This window comes from Streptomyces venezuelae ATCC 10712 (assembly GCF_008639165.1).
Classification (GTDB): domain Bacteria; phylum Actinomycetota; class Actinomycetes; order Streptomycetales; family Streptomycetaceae; genus Streptomyces; species Streptomyces venezuelae.
The window spans coordinates 1,268,396-1,285,215 of record NZ_CP029197.1; the positions used below are offsets into that span (position 1 = coordinate 1,268,396).

The window sequence follows — 16,820 nt, forward strand, 5'->3', positions numbered from 1 at the left end:
GCGACTACTTCGCGTCGGTCTCGCCGTCGGCCTTGCCGTCCTTCTGGCCCTCGGTGGCAGCCTCGGCCGCGTCCGACTTCTTCGTCAGGTCGGCCTTCGGCGCCGCGTCCTCGACCTCGGCGGTCTTCGCGTCCGCGGCCTCGGGGGCCTCGGTGAGCGAGGAGGCGTCGTCCGGGACGACGGTCTCGGAGTCCGACTCCTCGTCGTCACCGTGGACGATGCGGTTGTACTCGGAGTCCTCGAGTACGGCGCCGATCGCGTTCTTCGCGTAGACGGCGTGCACGCCGGGCGCCACTTCGAGGAGGACGGTCTCGTCGCCGATCTCCTTGACGGTGGCGTACATCCCCCCGATCGTCCGTACGCCGGTGCCGGGCTGCATCTCGTCGCGCATCTGCGCCGCCGCCTGCTGCTTCTTCTTGGCGGAGCGGGTCATCAGGAACATGGCCCCGATGAGGACGATGAAGGGGAGGAGGGTCACGATGCTCACGGGACGGGTTTCCTTCGCACGGTCGCGGAGAACCCGCGGCCTGATCTTCGGGGGTGGGCGCGCCGACCAGAAAGGGCGGCATCGGCGGAGTCTAGGCGAGTCCGCATCGATGGAACAACGTCCAGCATCGCACCCTGGTTCCTGTCCGGGCGAGTGTCCGCACCGTCACGCCCCGAAGAGACCCTGTTGTCCCTTTCCCGCGCCGCTCCCGGTGCCCTCCGGGCCCGCTGCCTGCGGCGGAACGAGTCCGAGGTGCGCCCAGGCCGCCGGAGTGGCGACCCGACCGCGGGGTGTACGGGCCAGTAGGCCCTCGCGTACGAGGAAGGGTTCGGCGACCTCCTCGACGGTCTCGCGCTCCTCCCCCACGGCGACCGCGAGGGTGGAGAGGCCGACCGGGCCGCCGCCGAAGAGCTTCAGCAGCGCCTCAAGGACTGCGCGGTCGAGCCGGTCGAGGCCACGCCCGTCGACCTCGTACACGCTGAGGGCCGCCTCGGCGATCTCCCGGGTGATGACTCCGTCGGCCCTGACCTGCGCGTAGTCGCGGACGCGGCGCAGCAGCCGGTTGGCGATGCGGGGGGTGCCCCGGGAGCGGCCGGCGATCTCGGCGGCGCCGGCGGGGTCGATCTCGACGTCGAGGAGGCCGGCGGAGCGGTGGATCACCCGCTGGAGCTCGGCCGGGTCGTAGAACTCCATGTGGCCGGTGAAGCCGAAGCGGTCGCGCAGCGGCGGCGGCAGGAGTCCGGCCCTTGTGGTGGCGCCGACCAGGGTGAACGGCGGCAGTTCCAGGGGGATGGCGGTGGCGCCGGGGCCCTTGCCGACGATGACGTCGACGCGGAAGTCCTCCATCGCCATGTAGAGCATCTCCTCGGCGGGCCGGGACATCCGGTGGATCTCGTCGAGGAAGAGGATCTCGCCCTCCTGGAGGGAGGAGAGGATCGCGGCGAGGTCTCCGGCGTGCTGGATGGCGGGGCCGGAGGTGATCCTGATCGGTGCGTTCATCTCGGCGGCGATGATCATCGACAGGGTCGTCTTGCCGAGGCCGGGGGCGCCGGAGAGCAGGACGTGGTCGGCGGTGGCGCCGCGCTGCCGGGCGGCCTTGAGGACCAGGTCGAGCTGCTGGCGGACCTTCTCCTGGCCGACGAACTCGCTGAGGTCCTTGGGGCGCAGCGCCGCCTCGACGGCCTGGTCGTCCCCTTCGGCGGAGGCGCCGACGATGCGCGCCTCGTCGCCGGCGGCCGCGTCGGTGGAGTCGTCGTCCCAGTTCACGGATGTTCTGCCTTCTCGGTGGTGGTGCGGTGGTCTGTCCGGCGGGGGTCAGCGGGCTCGGTTCAGTGACTGGAGCGCGGCCCGCAGCAGCTGCGGCACCGGGGCCGCGCCGCCCGCGGCGATCGCCTCCTCGGCCTGCGGCGTCACCGCCGCCACCGCCTCCTCCGCCTCGCGGGACGCGTAGCCGAGGCCGATCAGGGCGGCCGACAGCTGCTCCGTCCACGGCGCGGGGCCCGCGGCCGCGGCGCGCTGGGCGCCGACGAGGCCGCTGCTGCCCAGCGGAGCGCCGAGCTTGTCCTTCAGTTCGAGGAGGAGTTTCTGCGCGCCCTTCTTGCCGATGCCGGGCACGGCGGTGAGCGCCTTCTCGTCGCCGGTGGCGACGGCGACCCGCAGCGCGTCCGGGCTGTGCACGCCGAGCATGGCCTGGGCGAGGCGGGGTCCGACGCCGCTCGCGGTCTGGAGGAGCTCGAAGACCTGCCGCTCGTCGTCGTCGGCGAAGCCGTACAGCGTGAGGGAGTCCTCACGGACGACCAGCGAGGTGGCGAGCCGCGCGTCCGCGCCGATCCGGAGTCCCGCGAGCGTCCCCGGGGTGCACTGGACGGCCATGCCCACCCCGCCGACCTCGATGACGGCCGTGGTGGGGGCGAGGGCGGCGACCGGGCCGCTGACGAAGGCGATCATCGGGTTCGGCCTTTCACTGCGGCCGCCTGCCGGGCGACCGCCTGCTGGAGGCGGTTCTCGGCGACGGCCTGTTGGAGACGGTTCTGGGCGGGGGCCCGCCAGATGTGGCAGATGGCGAGGGCGAGGGCGTCGGCGGCGTCGGCCGGCTTGGGCGGGGCGGAGAGCCGGAGCAGCCGGGTCACCATGGCGCCGACCTGCGCCTTGTCGGCGCGTCCGCTGCCGGTGACGGCGGCCTTGACCTCGCTGGGGGTGTGCAGGGCGACCGGGATGCCGCGGCGCGAGGCGCAGAGCATGGCGACGGCGCTGGCCTGCGCGGTGCCCATCACCGTACGGACGTTGTGCTGGGCGAACACCCGCTCCACGGCGACGAGTTCGGGCGAGAAGCGGTCGAGCCACTCCTCGATGCCGCGCTCGATGCCGACCAGGCGCAGGCCGATGTCGTCGTCCGCGGCGGTGCGCACCACGCCCACGCCGAGCATGCTGAGGGGCCGTCCGGCGACGCCCTCGACGACGCCGACGCCGCACCGCGTCAGGCCGGGGTCCACCCCGAGAACACGCACACCGCACCCCCTGCTCGCTCACCTGTTTGTGCAGGCTATCCGCTGCCACCGACAACGCCGCACGAACGACAGCGGGCCGACGGGGTGTGTCCCCGTCGGCCCGCTGGCGAACCGTCTCGGCCGGCGGCCCGGATCAGGCGTCGACCTTCTCCATGACCTCGTCGCTGACGTCGAAGTTGGCGAAGACGTTCTGCACGTCGTCGCTGTCCTCCAGCGCGTCGATCAGCTTGAAGATCTTGCGCGCGCCCTCCTCGTCGAGCTCGACCTGCATGGTCGGGACGAAGCTGGACTCGGCGGAGTCGTAGTCGATGCCGGCCTCCTGGAGCGCGGTGCGGACCGCGACCAGGTCGGTGGCCTCGCTGATGATCTCCCAGGTGTCGCCGTTGTCGTTGACCTCTTCGGCACCGGCGTCGAGCACCGCGCCGAGCACGTCGTCCTCGGACAGCTCGGCCTTGGGCAGGAGGATGACGCCCTTGCGGTTGAACAGGTACGAGACCGAGCCCGGGTCGGCCATCGAGCCGCCGTTGCGGGTCATGGCGACGCGCACGTCGGACGCGGCACGGTTGCGGTTGTCGGTGAGGCACTCGATGAGCACCGCGACGCCGTTCGGGCCGTAGCCCTCGTACATGATCGTCTCGTAGTCGGCGCCGCCGGCCTCGAGACCCGCTCCGCGCTTGAGCGCGGAGTCGATGTTCTTGTTCGGGACCGACTGCTTCTTCGCCTTCTGGACGGCGTCGAACAGCGTCGGGTTGCCGTCCAGGTCGGCGCCGCCCGTACGGGCCGCGACCTCGATGTTCTTGATCAGCTTCGCGAAGAGCTTGCCGCGCTTGGCGTCGATCACGGCCTTCTTGTGCTTCGTCGTAGCCCATTTAGAGTGGCCGGACATCTGCCTGTCTCCTTCGCGTAACCCAATTCTGAACGAACCCCAGAGATCCTACCGGGATCGGATCAGCCCGCAGCGCGCACCATGTCGACGAACAGGGCGTGGATGCGGTGATCCCCGGTGAGCTCGGGGTGGAACGAGGTCGCGAGGGCCCGTCCCTGCCGGACGGCGACGACATGGCCGTCGTGCTCGGCGAGGACCTCCACCTGGGCGCCGACGGACTCCACCCAGGGGGCCCGGATGAAGACGCCCTCGACGGGGCCGTCCTCGATGCCCGCGACGGTGACGCCGGCCTCGAAGGACTCGTTCTGCCGCCCGAAGGCGTTCCTGCGCACGATCATGTCGATGCCGCCGAAGGTCTCCTGGCCCGAGCGCGGGTCGAGGATCTTCTCGGCGAGCATGATCAGGCCGGCGCAGGTGCCGTAGACCGGCAGGCCTGCCGCGATGCGCTCGCGCAGCGGCTCCATCAGGCCGAACAGCTCGGCCAGCTTGGAGATGGTGGTGGACTCACCACCGGGGATGACCAGGCCGTCGACCTCGGCGAGTTCCTCGGGGCGCCTCACCGGCCTGGCCACGGCGTCCGCCGCGGCCAGGGCGATCAGGTGCTCCCGTACGTCGCCCTGGAGAGCCAGGACACCGATGACGGGAGAGGTCATTACCAGCCCCGGTTCGCGTAGCGCTCGGCCTCGGGCAGGGTGTCGCAGTTGATGCCGACCATGGCCTCGCCCAGGTTGCGGGAGGCGTCCGCGATGATCTTCGGGTCGTCGTAGAAGGTGGTGGCCTTCACGATGGCGGCGGCGCGCTTGGCCGGGTCGCCCGACTTGAAGATGCCGGAGCCGACGAAGACGCCCTCGGCGCCGAGCTGGCGCATCAGCGCGGCGTCGGCGGGGGTGGCGACACCACCGGCGGAGAACAGCACGACCGGCAGCTTGCCGAGCTCGGCGACCTCCTTGACGAGCTCGTAGGGGGCGCGCAGCTCCTTGGCGGCGGCGAACAGCTCGTTGTTGTCGAAGCCGCGCAGCTTGGCGATCTCGTTCTTGATCTGGCGCAGGTGACGCACGGCCTCGACGACGTTGCCGGTGCCGGCCTCGCCCTTGGAGCGGATCATGGCCGCGCCCTCGGCGATGCGGCGCAGGGCCTCGCCCAGGTTGGTGGCGCCACAGACGAAGGGGGTCGTGAAGGCCCACTTGTCGGAGTGGTTGACCTCGTCGGCCGGGGTGAGGACCTCGGACTCGTCGATGTAGTCGACGCCGAGGGACTGCAGGACCTGGGCCTCGACGAAGTGGCCGATGCGGGACTTGGCCATGACCGGGATGGAGACCGCGCCGATGATCTCTTCGATCATGTTCGGGTCGGACATGCGGGCCACGCCGCCGTCCTTGCGGATGTCCGCCGGGACCCGCTCCAGGGCCATGACGGCCACGGCGCCGGCGTCCTCGGCGATCTTCGCCTGCTCGGCGTTGACCACGTCCATGATCACGCCGCCCTTGAGCTGCTCGGCCATGCCGCGCTTCACGCGCGCGGTGCCGGTCTCGGGGGACTGGAAGGTGGTGGAAGGCGTGGTGGACACGGATACCTCACTCGTGACAACGGGGGTTGACGACAAGATGAGGAAACAGTCCACGTGCAGTCCACAGCAAGGGCCAATGTGGACCCGGTGGATCGTTTTCCCAGGCTGAGATCGTCAGGCCGGACGATCAGCAAGGGCCACCGGCGGCTCGTCGTCCATTTCGAAGGCCAGTGGAAACGGAGCGTGGCCCGCGAGCCGGAACCAGCGGACCTTCCGGTGGCGGCGCAGGGCGCGGGCGGCCCGCACGGCGTCGTTGTGGAACCGGCGCGCCATCGGCACCCGCCGGACGGCCTGCGCGAGCTCCTCCGCGGCCTCCTCGCCGCCGGGGGCCTCCCGTACGAGCTCCACCTGCTCCGGCTCGCCGAACACGGCCCGCAGGGCCTGGCTGAGTTCGCTCTCGGCGACCTCCCGGTGGTCCTCCTCCGCCTGCCGGGCGGCGTGCGCGGCCTCGTACAGCACGATCGAGGCGGCCGGATCGAGCACGCCGGACGTGGCCAGCTCCTGGGTGACCGAGGCACGGCGCAGCAGCTGCGCGTCGAGGGCGGCGCGGGCGGCGTCGATGCGGGAGTGGAGACGGTCGAGGCGGCCGGCGGTCCAGCTGAGATAGACGCCGATGAGGATCAGCGCGACGACGGTCCAGATCAGGGTTACGGTCACGGCCCCAAAGGCTACCGTCGCCCGCCGGCCGCCCGGCCCGCCCCCACCGCCCCGGCGGAACGTTCGCCTTCGGGGAGCGTGGGGGCCGGGGTCACCGGGTCACAGACCCAGGCGGGCGCGGAGGCCGACGCGCTCGTCGGTGTCGACCGCCGCCGCGCCGTCCGTCACCGTCTCGTACACCGCGAGGATGTCCGCCCCCACCGTCGACCAGTCGAAGCGCCGCACGTGCGCCGAACCACGCGCGCTCAGTTCCGCGCGGCGCGACTCGTCGCCCAGGAGCCGGATCGCCGCGTCCGCGAGCGCGTCCGCGTCCTCGTTGGTGAAGAGCTCGCCCGCCGCCCCCTGGTCGAGGACCTGCGTGAACGCGTCCAGGTCGGAGGCGAGCACCGGAGCGCCCGCCGACAGCGCCTCGACGAGGATGATGCCGAAGCTCTCGCCCCCCGTGTTGGGCGCCACGTACACGTCGACGCTGCGCAGCAGCCGGGCCTTGTCCTCGTCGCTGACCATGCCGAGGAACTCCACCCGGGCGCGCATCTCGCGCGGCAGCGACGCCACCGCCTCCTCCTCGTCGCCCCGCCCGGCGACGAGGAGCCGCGCCCCGGGCCGCTCGGTGAGGATCCTGGGCAGCGCCCGCATGAGGACGGGCAGGCCCTTCCTCGGTTCGTCGATCCGGCCGATGAAGCCGAGGGTCTCGCCCTGCCACTCCTTCTTGGGTTCGGCGCGGGCGAAGAAGTCCACGTCGACGCCGTTGGGGATGACGACGGCGTCGCCGCCGAGGTGTTCGACGAGCGTGCGCCGGGCGTACTCGCTGACCGCGATCCGGGCGCTGATCTTCTCCAGGGCCGGCTGGAGGATCGGGTACGCGGCGATCATGGCCCGGGAGCGCGGGTTCGAGGTGTGGAAGGTGGCCACGATCGGCCCCTGGGCGGCCCAGCAGGTGAGCAGCCCGAGCGAGGGCGAGGTCGGCTCGTGGATGTGGACCACGTCGAAGGTGCCGTCGTGCAGCCAGCGGCGTACCCGCGCGGCCGAGAGGAAGCCGAAGTTGAGCCGCGCCACCGAGCCGTTGTACGGCACGGGGACGGCCCGGCCGGCGGAGACGACGTACGGCGGCAGCGGGGTCTCGTCGTCGGCGGGGGCCAGGACGGAGACCTCGTGGCCGAGCCGGATGAGGTGCTCGGCGAGGTCGCGGATGTGGAACTGGACGCCGCCCGGCACGTCCCAGGAGTACGGGCAGACGATCCCGATCTTCACGCGCCGCGCTCCCCGCCCCGCTCGACATCCACGGCCCCGGCGCCCTCGGCACCCCCGGTCCCGGTCCCGGCAGTCCCGCCCGGCTCCGGGCGTTCCTCCAGGTCCGCGAGCCACAGTCGTTGCAGCATGTGCCAGTCCTCCGGGTGGTCCGCGATGCCCTGGGCGAACGCGTCGGCCAGCGCCTGTGTCATCACGGACGTCTTCTCGGCCCGCGTACCTGACTCGGGTACGTCGACGGGGGCGTGGATCCGCCCCTTCATGACCGGAGTGTCGTCGTACCAGAGCGTCACCGGGAGGAGCAGCGCGCCCGTCTGCTGGGCGAGTATCGCGGGTCCGGTCGGCATCCGGGCCGTGTCCCCGAAGAAGGTCACCTCGGTGCCGGAGGCCGACAGGTCCCGGTCGGCGACGAGGCAGACCAGGCCGCCGGCCCGCAGCCGCCGCGCCAGCGTGCCGAAGGCGGAGCCGCCGGTGTGCGGCAGGACCTCCATGCCGAGGGACTCGCGGTAGGCGACGAAGCGGTCGTACAGCGTCTCGGGCTTGAGCCGCTCCGCGACGGTCGTGAACGGCACGCCGAGGCAACGGGTGACCCACACCCCCGCGAGGTCCCAGTTCGCCAGGTGCGGCAGGGCGAGGACGACGCCGCGCCCGGAGGCGAGGCCCTCCTTCAGGTGGTGGACGTCCTTGATGTCTATCCCGCGCTCGACCCGCTCCTTGCTCCAGGTCGGCAGCCGGAAGGACTCCATCCAGTAGCGCATGTACGAGCGCATGCCGGCCTTCGACAGCTCGGCGAGCCGCTCGGGGGTGGCGTCCGGCACCACGCGCGCGAGGTTCGACTCGAGGCGGAGCACGCTCTTGCCGCGCCGCTTCCACGCGAGGTCGGCGATCCGCCGGCCGAGGCCGGTGGCCACCGGCTCGGGCAGCTTCTTGACGGTCGCCCACCCGGCGCCGTACAGACCATCGCTCAGCCTGTCCTTCAGGGCGCTCACGTGGCCGCCCCGTTCCCGGGGGCCGCGGCGGCGTCGGCCTCGGCCGATTCCCGGCGGACGGTGACGACCCGCTGGCCCAGGGTCACGGCGCTGCCGACGGCCACGATCCACAGGGCGATCGGGAGCAGGACCTCGATGCCGGGCACGCCGAACTTGTGCAGTCCGGCGAGACCGGCGGCGACCAGCGAGATCACCAGGCGCTCGGCGCGTTCGATCAGGCCGTTGACGGCGACGGGGAGGCCAATCGATTCGCCTCGGGCCTTGGTGTACGACACGACCTGACCGCTCGCCAGGCAGAAGATCGCCACGGCGCAGAGCACGTTGTCGTCGCCCTTGCCCGCGTACCAGAGCGCGAAGCCGCCGAAGATCGCGCCGTCGGCGACCCGGTCGAGCGTCGAGTCGAGGAAGGCGCCCCAGCGGCTGGAGATCCCCGCCTGCCGGGCCATGTTGCCGTCGACGAGGTCGGAGAAGACGAAGAGGGTGATGACGATGGTGCCCCAGAAGAATTCCCCGCGGGGGAAGAAGACCAGCGCACCGGCCATCACTCCCGCCGTGCCGATGAGCGTGACCGCGTCGGGGCTGACGCCCCTGCGGAGCAGAAACGCGGCGAACGGTGTGAGGACACGCGTAAAAAATGCACGCGCGTACTTGTTCAGCATGGCCTTCCCGAGGTTCGGTGGGCCGCGCGGCCCCTACGACCACCGGCTCACCCATCGTAGCCACGCGCGCCCCGGCGCACGGGCGGGCACCCGGTCCGCCGCGTCGGCGTCCCCCCGAGGGCCGTCCCCGTGTACGACGTATGGACGCTTCCCGGCGTCGGTGCAAAGCTCGAAGGACCACCGCGGGTACCGCCGGAGCCGTACCGCGACACACCACTCCCCCGAACCCGCGTCCCGCCGCAATGTGCGAGCAGTCGGGAGGAACACATCATGGGTGACAAGGCGAACACGGCCGCCGGAGCCGCCGGCAGGGCTTTGACGGCCGACCGGCCCACGGCCGTACGGAACGTGGTGCTGGTCGGCCACAGCGGATCGGGCAAGACGACGCTGGTGGAGGCGCTCGCGCAGACCGCCGGAGCGCTGAACCGGGCGGGCCGGGTCGAGGACGGCGGCACCGTCTCCGACTACGACGAGATCGAGCACCGCCAGCACCGCTCCGTCCAGCTCTCCCTCGTCCCGGTCGGCTGGGACGGATACAAGATCAATCTCCTCGACACCCCCGGGTACGCCGACTTCGTCGGGGAGCTGAGGGCCGGTCTGCGTGCGGCGGACGCGGCCCTCTTCGTCGTCTCCGCCGCCCAGGAGGCCGACGCGATCGCCGCCTCCACCCGGATGATCTGGGAGGAGTGCGCGGCCGTCGGCATGCCCCGTGCCATCGTCGTCACCCACCTCGACACCGCCCGCACCGACTTCGGCGAGCTCACCGCCGTCTGCGCCTCGCTGTTCGGCGGCGACGACCCGGACGCCGTCCTCCCCCTCTACCTCCCGGTGCGCGGCGCCGAGGGCGCCGACGGGCACGCGCCGGCCACCGGCCTGGTCGGCCTGCTCTCCGAGCGGATCTTCGACTACTCGACAGGGGTACGGCAGGAGAACCCGCCCGACGAGGGGCAACGGGAGCTGATCGCCGAGGCCCGGGCCCGGCTCATCGAGGGGATCATCGCCGAGAGCGAGGACGAGACCCTCATGGACCGCTACCTCGGCGGCGAGTCCGTCGACGTGAAGACCCTCGTCGACGACCTGGAGAAGGCCGTCGCGCGCGGCACCTTCCACCCGGTGCTCGCGGCCGCCCCCGCCGCCGACGGCGGCACCCAGGGCCTCGGCACCCTCGAACTCCTGGAGCTGATCACCGGCGGCTTCCCGTCCCCCCTCGAACACGAGCCGCCCGCCGTCACCACCCCCGACGGGCAGCCCCGGCCCCCGATCACCTGCGACCCCGAGGGTCCCCTGGTCGCCGAGGTCGTCAAGACCGCCGCCGACCCCTACGTGGGCCGGGTGTCGCTGGTCCGGGTCTTCTCGGGCACCCTGCGCCCCGACGAGACCGTGCACGTCTCGGGGCACGGACTGGCCGACCGGGGGCACGAGGACCACGACGTCGACGAGCGGATCGGCGGGCTCACCTCCCCGTTCGGCAAGCAGCAGCGGCCCATGGCCCACTGCATCGCCGGCGACCTCGCCTGTGTCGCCCGGCTCGGCCGGGCCGAGACCGGTGACACGATCTCCGCGAAGGACGATCCGCTCCTGATCGAGCCCTGGAGCATGCCGGAGCCGCTGCTCCCGCTCGCCGTCGAGGCCCACAGCAAGGCCGACGAGGACCGACTCTCGCAGGGCCTCGGGCGGCTGGTCGCCGAGGACCCGACCCTGCGCCTCGAACAGAACCAGGACACCCGGCAGGTGGTGCTGTGGTGCCTGGGCGAGGCCCACCAGGACGTCGTCCTCGAACGCCTCCGGGGGCGGTACGGGGTCCAGGTCGACGCCGTGCCGTACAAGGTGTCGCTGCGCGAGACCTTCGGCGGAGCGGCGGCGGGCCGCGGCCGGCACGTCAAGCAGTCCGGCGGCCACGGCCAGTTCGCGATCTGCGAGATCGAGGTGGAGCCGCTCCCGCCGGGCAGCGGCATCGAGTTCGTCGACAAGGTGGTCGGCGGGGCGGTCCCCCGCCAGTTCATCCCGTCCGTCGAGAAGGGGGTACGGGCCCAGGCCGCCCGGGGCGTCGCCGCGGGCTATCCGCTCGTCGACATCCGGGTCACCCTGAAGGACGGCAAGGCCCACTCGGTGGACTCCTCGGACGCCGCCTTCCAGACGGCCGGGGCGCTCGCGCTGCGCGAGGCGGCCGCGGAGGTCGCCGTGCACCTCCTGGAGCCGGTCGCCGAGGTCCAGGTCCTGGTGCCGGACGAGTACGTCGGGCCGGTGATGAGCGATCTGTCGGGGCGGCGGGGGCGGGTCGTCGGCACCGACCAGGCCGGTCCGGGGCGGACCGTGGTGCGCGCCGAGGTGCCGGAGATCGAGATCGGGCGGTACGCGATCGACCTGCGGTCCGTCTCACACGGCACCGGCCGGTTCGACCGTACGTACGCCCGGCACGAGCCGATGCCCTCGCACCTCGCCGACAAGGTCCGCGAACAGGCGTGAGAACACGCCCGGTTGAGGGGGTGACAGCGGTGGACGTCCGCCCGGCACCGGTCGGGCGGACGTCATTCGGCCGCGATATCCACAGGCGGTGACGCACACGACGGTCCCCGGTTACGCTGTGGTGCCCAGCTCAGAAGGTGTGCGGGGCGCGGCAGTTGGGAACAGCCCGCACAGGTAACCGTGGCGATGGGGGCGGCAGTGTCGATCGATGGCTTCGGACCCGGGGCGCAGGTCCCCCTCACGGGGTCCAACGGCGGTACGGGAGCGACGAACGCGCTCGCGTCGGCCGCGTACCGGGACAGCCCGCTCAAGACGATCCAGGAAGCCGACAACGACCTCTACAAGACGACGGTCAAGGCCGGGAAATGGGAGAAGCTCTTCCGCCCCGACCTCGGCGAGGCCTTCTCCCGCGCGGTCCAGGTCCGCATGCTCGGCGGCGGCCGCAAGGCCCTCATCCAGTCCTTCGGCGCCGAGCCGCAGCCGGTCGTCGAGCACTGCCTCGCCGCCACCGACATCCGCCGCCGGCGGGACGCCCGGCTGACCCTGGTCACCTTCGTCTGCGGCGTCCTGTTCCTGCCCGGCCTGCTGATCTGGCTCGGCGTCATCCAGCTGCGCCGGCTCGCGGCCGGCTCGGAGAACAAGCGGACCAGCCTGATCGGCACCGTCCTGCTGTGGGCGGCGGTGATCTTCGCCGCGCTGGTGCTGCTGAAGCTGCCGCTGGGCGGCTTCCTGCCGAACTACGTCCGCGCGATGATCGTGGCGCCGGTGATCGGCTGGTTCCTCGCCCGCCGGATCTGCGACCGGTCCGCCGTCGACCTGCGCGAGCGCTGGACCGCCCTGCTCAGCGGCGGCGGCGTCGGCGCCCAGATCCCCAAGTCCGTCCCCCAGGACCCGGGCGAGAAGTCGGCCGAGGAGCTCCGGCTGAACCTGGAGAAGCTCTCCGCCGAGCAGCAGTCCAACATCGCCTTCTACGCGGGGACCAAGGGCATCCTCGGTCTGGGCACCCGCTGGGGCAGCTGGACCCTCGCCGAGGAACTGATCCCGGTGGCCGGCAAGGAGATCCACGACTTCCGCGCCTGGGACGTCATCCGCAAGATCCACGACCAGCTGACGCTCCTTGAGCGCGGCTCCCTCAAGACCGGTTTCCCGAAGCCGACGGTCAAGCACTGGATCGTCTCCGCGGTCGGCGAGGGCGCCGACGAGGTCACCCGCCCCGAGGGCGACAACATCGTGCACTTCCAGGTGAAGCCGCACGAGATACAGCGCATCTGCAACGACCAGCAGTTCGGCGCCGGCAACCGCCACTACCTCGGTGTGCAGTTCACCCTCTGGGACGGGAACCTCGTCCTCACCATGATGGTGACGGTGACCTCGCTCCACCACACGCTCAGGATCGAGGTCACCGGCCACGCGCTGGGCCCGGTGCACGGCCTGTTCACCACGAAGCCGAAGGCGAAGACCAAGGAGGTCTCCAAGTCCGTCCGCTTCTGGGAGACCAAGGAGATCCAGCAGCCACTGCTCGACACCGACGACGTCGTCCGGCTGGCGGTGCGCGCCCCGCTCACCTGGTATCCGCCGGTCCTGGAGTTCCTCGGCGGCAAGATGGTCCTGCCCGAGCCGTTCGGCCTGCGGCACGTCTGGGCCGGCCCGCTCTGGAAGAACCGCTTCATGGCCGACGACGCCATAAGGATGGCGACGCCGGTGCTGCGCGCGGTGCACTCGGCGACCCTGAAGTTCCTCGACGAGCACAACGTGGACACGGAGCGCTTCACCAACCGCTCGCTGGTCCTCAGCGGCGGCATCCAGGACCCGGGCCCCAAGAAGGCCGACGTCTACGACGCCTGACCCGGGTACGGACGCGACGGCCCCCGGGGGCGGACGGATCAGATGGTGGCCGGCCAGGCGTCGGCCAGCATCTTCCGGGTGTCCGCGAGGAGCTGCGGGAGCACCTTGGTGTGCCCGACGACCGGCATGAAGTTGGTGTCCCCGCCCCAGCGGGGCACCACGTGCTGGTGCAGGTGCGCGGCGATCCCGGCGCCCGCGACGGCGCCCTGGTTCATGCCGATGTTGAAGCCGTGGGCTCCGGAGGCCGCGCGCAGCGCGACCATCGCGCGCTTGGTGAAGTCGGCCAGTTCGGTCGTCTCCGCCGGGTCCAGGTCCGTGTAGTCGGCGACGTGACGGTAGGGGACGACCATGAGGTGCCCGCCGTTGTACGGGTACAGGTTGAGGACCGCGTACACGCTCGCGCCCCGCGCGATCACCAGACCGTCCTCGTCCGACTTCGACGGAATCGAGCAGAACGGACACCCGTCGTCGGCGCCCGGCCCGGTCGGCTTGTTCTCGCCCTGGATGTACGCCATCCGGTGAGGCGTCCACAGGCGCTGGAACGCGTCCCGCGTCCCCACTCCGATCTGCTGTTCCGGCTCAGTCGTCATGCTGTGCAGCATATTGCGTCGCCCGTTCGGAACGTGTCGCCGGGGCGGAAGATCCATGCAGCGGCCATGCTGATCCGATGGCGTACGCGATGAACGGCGGTGCACCGGAACCGTCCCGGCAGGAGCGATGGGACCGCCGCATGGAGATCCCGCTCGCGGTGGCGTCCGTCGTCTACCTGGCGGGGTACGCGCTGCGCGTCCTCGGCCACCGCAACCTCCCGTCGGTCTGGCTCGACCTCTGTCTCGGGGCCGTCTTCGCCGCCTGGGCGTTCTTCGTCGTGGACTACGCGGTACGGCTCCGGCTCAGCGGCCTCGGCCCGCTCCGCTTCCTGCGCACCCATCTCCTCGACACGGTGGTCGTGATCCTGCCGCTGCTGCGGCCGGTGCGGATGGTCAGCATCTACGACCGGATCCAGCGCCGCCACGACCGGCCGCGGCTGGGGCTCTACGCGCGCGTGATGGTCTACTCCGGCCTCACGATCGCGCTGCTCGGCTTCGCGGGCGCGCTCACCGTCTACCGGTACGAGAGGGACGCGCCGGGCGCCACGATCCTCACCTTCGGGGACTCGGTGTGGTGGGCCTGCGCCACGCTGGCGACGGTGGGGTACGGGGACGTGACTCCGGTGACGCCGGTGGGCCGGGTGACGGCGGTGGGCCTGATGGCCTGCGGTCTGGCGCTGCTGGGCGCGGTGACGGGTTCGTTCTCCTCCTGGCTGATCCAGGCGTTCCGGCGGGAGGACGAGGGGAGGCCCCCGGGGGGTTCCCCGGGGGCCTCCTGAGGCGTGCGGGCCGTCAGACCTGGACGCGGTCCTCGACGATCTTGGCGATCTTGGCGATGGCCTCGTCGACGGGGATGCCGTTCTCCTGCGAACCGTCGCGGTAGCGGAAGGAGACGGCGCCGGCGGCCATGTCCTCGTCACCCGCGATGATCATGAACGGGACCTTCTGCTTCTGCGCGTTGCGGATCTTCTTCTGCATCCGGTCCGAGGACGAGTCCACGTCCACCCGCAGGCCCTGCTTCTTCGCCTTGGCGGCGAACTCGTGCAGGTAGTCGACGTGCGCGTCGCCGATCGGGATGCCGGTGGCCTGGACGGGCGCCAGCCACGGCGGCATCGCGCCCGCGTAGTGCTCGAGGAGCACGGCGAAGAAGCGCTCGATCGAACCGAACAGCGCGCGGTGGATCATGACCGGGCGCTGCTTGGTGCCGTCCGGGGCGGTGTACTCCAGGTCGAAGCGCTCCGGCAGGTTGAAGTCGAGCTGCACGGTCGACATCTGCCAGGTGCGGCCGATGGCGTCCCGCGCCTGCACCGAGATCTTCGGGCCGTAGAACGCGGCGCCGCCCGGGTCGGGGGTGAGCGGGAGGCCCTGCTTCTCGGCGACCTGCTGGAGGACCGCGGTGGCCTCCTCCCAGATCTCGTCCGAGCCGACGAACTTCTCCGGGTCCTTGGTGGACAGCTCCAGGTAGAAGTCGGTCAGACCGTAGTCGCGCAGCAGGTTCAGGACGAAGGTGAGGGTCTTGTCGAGCTCCTCCGCCATCTGCTCCTTGGTGCAGTAGATGTGCGCGTCGTCCTGGGTGAAGCCGCGGGCGCGGGTCAGGCCGTGCACGACGCCCGACTTCTCGTACCGGTACACGGTGCCGAACTCGAACAGGCGCAGCGGCAGTTCACGGTAGGAACGACCGCGCGCGTCGAAGATCAGGTTGTGCATCGGGCAGTTCATGGGCTTGAGGTAGTAGTCCACGCCCTCGTCGAGCTGCATGGGGGGGTACATGCCCTCGGCGTACCAGTCGAGGTGACCGGACTTCTCGAACAGCTTGCCCTTGGTGGCGTGCGGCGAGTAGACGAACTCGTAGCCCTCCTCCTCGTGGCGCTTGCGCGAGTAGTCCTCCATGACCCGGCGGATGATGCCGCCCTTGGGGTGGAAGACCGCCAGGCCGGAGCCGATCTCGTCCGGGATGGAGAAGAGGTCGAGCTCGTTGCCCAGCTTGCGGTGGTCGCGCTTCTCGGCCTCGGCGAGGAAGTCGAGGTGGGCCTTCAGCTCGTCCTTCGACGGCCAGGCGGTGCCGTAGATGCGCTGGAGCATCGGGTTCTTCTCGCTGCCGCGCCAGTAGGCGGCGGCGTTGCGCATCAGCTTGAACGCCGGGATGTTCCGGGTGGTGGGCAGGTGCGGACCACGACAGAGGTCCTTCCAGCACAGCTCGCCGGTCTTGGCGTCGAGGTTGTCGTAGATGGTCAGCTCGCCGCCGCCCACCTCGACGTTCGCGCCGTCGTCGGTCGAGGCCGAGCCCTTGATGCCGATGAGCTCCAGCTTGTACGGCTCGTCCGCCAGCTCCGCGCGGGCGTCCTCGTCGGTCACCACCCGGCGGGCGAAGCGCTGGCCGCGCTTCTGGATCTCCTGCATCTTCTTCTCGATGACCTTGAGGTCCTCAGGAGTGAACGGCTTCTCGACGTCGAAGTCGTAGTAGAAGCCGTCCCGGACCGGCGGGCCGATGCCCAGCTTGGCCTCGGGGAAGAGCTCCTGCACGGCCTGGGCCATGACGTGCGCGGTCGAGTGGCGCAGGATGTCGAGACCGTCCGGGGAGGAGATCTCGACGCCCTCGACGACATCGCCGTCGGCGAGCTCGTACGACAGGTCCTTCAGCTCGCCACCGACGCGGGCGGCGATGACGGTGCGGTCGTCGGCGAACAGGGCGCCGGCGGTGGTGCCCGCGCTCACCGCCCTCTCCTCTGCTTCCGAGGCGGACTGGACGGTCACACGGACATCAGACACGGGTACTCCGTACATAGGGGCGCAAGCAGACACGAGGTGCCGGCGCCGGCGATGCGCGACAGAGACGAGGTGCCGCGCACCCTGATCCTACCGAGGCCACAGGGGCGCCCGCGAAACGGTTTCCCGTCCGCCGGGCCGCCCGCGAAAGGG

Annotated in this window: 16 protein-coding genes; 3 read left to right on the forward strand and 13 right to left on the reverse strand. The window is 71.2% G+C overall.

All coding sequences use genetic code 11. The annotated features are described in order from the left end of the window. Window positions 1-4: 4 nt before the first annotated feature. From yajC to pgsA, 11 genes are all read right to left on the reverse strand, one after another. Window positions 5-487, reverse strand: coding sequence for a preprotein translocase subunit YajC (yajC, locus tag DEJ43_RS05485; protein ID WP_015032322.1), 483 nt, complete (start codon window positions 485-487; stop codon window positions 5-7). Window positions 488-652: 165 nt separating this feature from the next. Continuing rightward, on the reverse strand, window positions 653-1,753 hold the full coding sequence (ruvB, locus tag DEJ43_RS05490) for a Holliday junction branch migration DNA helicase RuvB (RefSeq protein WP_015032323.1): 1,101 nt from the start codon (window positions 1,751-1,753) through the stop codon (window positions 653-655). A gap of 48 nt (window positions 1,754-1,801) precedes the next feature. Further along, window positions 1,802-2,434, reverse strand: a complete 633-nt coding sequence (ruvA, locus tag DEJ43_RS05495; RefSeq protein ID WP_015032324.1) for a Holliday junction branch migration protein RuvA — start codon at window positions 2,432-2,434, stop codon at window positions 1,802-1,804. Beyond that, on the reverse strand, window positions 2,431-2,994 hold the full coding sequence (gene ruvC, locus DEJ43_RS05500) for a crossover junction endodeoxyribonuclease RuvC (RefSeq protein WP_015032325.1): 564 nt from the start codon (window positions 2,992-2,994) through the stop codon (window positions 2,431-2,433). Before ruvC ends, ruvA begins: the two co-directional genes overlap by 4 nt. 133 nt (window positions 2,995-3,127) lie before the next feature. Beyond that, a complete protein-coding gene (locus tag DEJ43_RS05505) occupies window positions 3,128-3,880 on the reverse strand; it encodes a YebC/PmpR family DNA-binding transcriptional regulator (protein WP_015032326.1) in 753 nt (250 codons plus the stop codon). 62 nt (window positions 3,881-3,942) lie between these two features. Continuing rightward, complete coding sequence (gene pdxT, locus DEJ43_RS05510) at window positions 3,943-4,533, reverse strand: pyridoxal 5'-phosphate synthase glutaminase subunit PdxT (protein WP_015032327.1); 591 nt, start codon at window positions 4,531-4,533, stop codon at window positions 3,943-3,945. Next, on the reverse strand, window positions 4,533-5,447 hold the full coding sequence (gene pdxS / locus DEJ43_RS05515; protein WP_041662147.1) for a pyridoxal 5'-phosphate synthase lyase subunit PdxS: 915 nt from the start codon (window positions 5,445-5,447) through the stop codon (window positions 4,533-4,535). Before pdxS ends, pdxT begins: the two co-directional genes overlap by 1 nt. A gap of 114 nt (window positions 5,448-5,561) precedes the next feature. Further along, complete coding sequence (locus DEJ43_RS05520) at window positions 5,562-6,104, reverse strand: membrane protein (protein WP_015032329.1); 543 nt, start codon at window positions 6,102-6,104, stop codon at window positions 5,562-5,564. Window positions 6,105-6,203: 99 nt separating this feature from the next. Next, window positions 6,204-7,355: a glycosyltransferase family 4 protein gene (locus DEJ43_RS05525; RefSeq protein ID WP_015032330.1), complete on the reverse strand. Its 1,152-nt coding sequence runs from the start codon at window positions 7,353-7,355 to the stop codon at window positions 6,204-6,206. Continuing rightward, window positions 7,352-8,332 (reverse strand): phosphatidylinositol mannoside acyltransferase, encoded by a 981-nt coding sequence (locus DEJ43_RS05530; RefSeq protein ID WP_202491030.1) that lies wholly within the window; start codon window positions 8,330-8,332, stop codon window positions 7,352-7,354. The genes DEJ43_RS05525 and DEJ43_RS05530 overlap by 4 nt, the downstream gene beginning before the upstream one ends. Before the next feature lie 5 nt (window positions 8,333-8,337). After that, entirely contained in the window at window positions 8,338-9,000 is a 663-nt protein-coding gene (gene pgsA, locus DEJ43_RS05535; RefSeq protein ID WP_015032332.1) for a phosphatidylinositol phosphate synthase, read from the reverse strand. 270 nt (window positions 9,001-9,270) lie between these two features. Between pgsA and DEJ43_RS05540 the strand changes: the two genes are divergently transcribed. Together DEJ43_RS05540 and DEJ43_RS05545 are read left to right on the forward strand one after the other, a co-directional pair. Beyond that, the gene (locus tag DEJ43_RS05540; RefSeq protein WP_015032334.1) at window positions 9,271-11,466 is read left to right on the forward strand and encodes an elongation factor G-like protein EF-G2; all 2,196 of its coding nucleotides are present in this window, start codon (window positions 9,271-9,273) and stop codon (window positions 11,464-11,466) included. 186 nt (window positions 11,467-11,652) lie between these two features. Continuing rightward, window positions 11,653-13,311, forward strand: a complete 1,659-nt coding sequence (locus DEJ43_RS05545; RefSeq protein ID WP_041662148.1) for a hypothetical protein — start codon at window positions 11,653-11,655, stop codon at window positions 13,309-13,311. A gap of 38 nt (window positions 13,312-13,349) precedes the next feature. On the opposite strand, the gene DEJ43_RS05550 is transcribed toward DEJ43_RS05545, so the two are convergent. Further along, window positions 13,350-13,913 (reverse strand): HIT family protein, encoded by a 564-nt coding sequence (locus tag DEJ43_RS05550; RefSeq protein ID WP_015032336.1) that lies wholly within the window; start codon window positions 13,911-13,913, stop codon window positions 13,350-13,352. 65 nt (window positions 13,914-13,978) lie between these two features. Here DEJ43_RS05550 and DEJ43_RS05555 point away from each other — a divergent pair, with 65 nt between their 5' ends. After that, window positions 13,979-14,680, forward strand: coding sequence for a potassium channel family protein (locus tag DEJ43_RS05555; protein ID WP_233447925.1), 702 nt, complete (start codon window positions 13,979-13,981; stop codon window positions 14,678-14,680). A gap of 13 nt (window positions 14,681-14,693) precedes the next feature. Here the strand turns inward: DEJ43_RS05555 and thrS are convergent, their stop codons facing one another. Beyond that, window positions 14,694-16,670: a threonine--tRNA ligase gene (gene thrS, locus DEJ43_RS05560; RefSeq protein ID WP_041662149.1), complete on the reverse strand. Its 1,977-nt coding sequence runs from the start codon at window positions 16,668-16,670 to the stop codon at window positions 14,694-14,696. Window positions 16,671-16,820 lie beyond the last annotated feature (150 nt).

Excerpts from the sequence above, each read along its gene's own strand:
- ruvA (WP_015032324.1), bottom strand. The coding sequence starts at position 2,434 with ATGATCGCCTTCGTCAGCGGCCCGGTCGCCGCCCTCGCCCCCACCACG.
- DEJ43_RS05505 (WP_015032326.1), bottom strand. The coding sequence starts at position 3,880 with ATGTCCGGCCACTCTAAATGGGCTACGACGAAGCACAAGAAGGCCGTG.
- pdxT (WP_015032327.1), bottom strand. The coding sequence starts at position 4,533 with ATGACCTCTCCCGTCATCGGTGTCCTGGCTCTCCAGGGCGACGTACGG.
- pgsA (WP_015032332.1), bottom strand. The coding sequence starts at position 9,000 with ATGCTGAACAAGTACGCGCGTGCATTTTTTACGCGTGTCCTCACACCG.
- DEJ43_RS05540 (WP_015032334.1), top strand. The coding sequence starts at position 9,271 with ATGGGTGACAAGGCGAACACGGCCGCCGGAGCCGCCGGCAGGGCTTTG.
- DEJ43_RS05545 (WP_041662148.1), top strand. The coding sequence starts at position 11,653 with ATGGGGGCGGCAGTGTCGATCGATGGCTTCGGACCCGGGGCGCAGGTC.
- DEJ43_RS05550 (WP_015032336.1), bottom strand. The coding sequence starts at position 13,913 with ATGCTGCACAGCATGACGACTGAGCCGGAACAGCAGATCGGAGTGGGG.
- DEJ43_RS05555 (WP_233447925.1), top strand. The coding sequence starts at position 13,979 with ATGGCGTACGCGATGAACGGCGGTGCACCGGAACCGTCCCGGCAGGAG.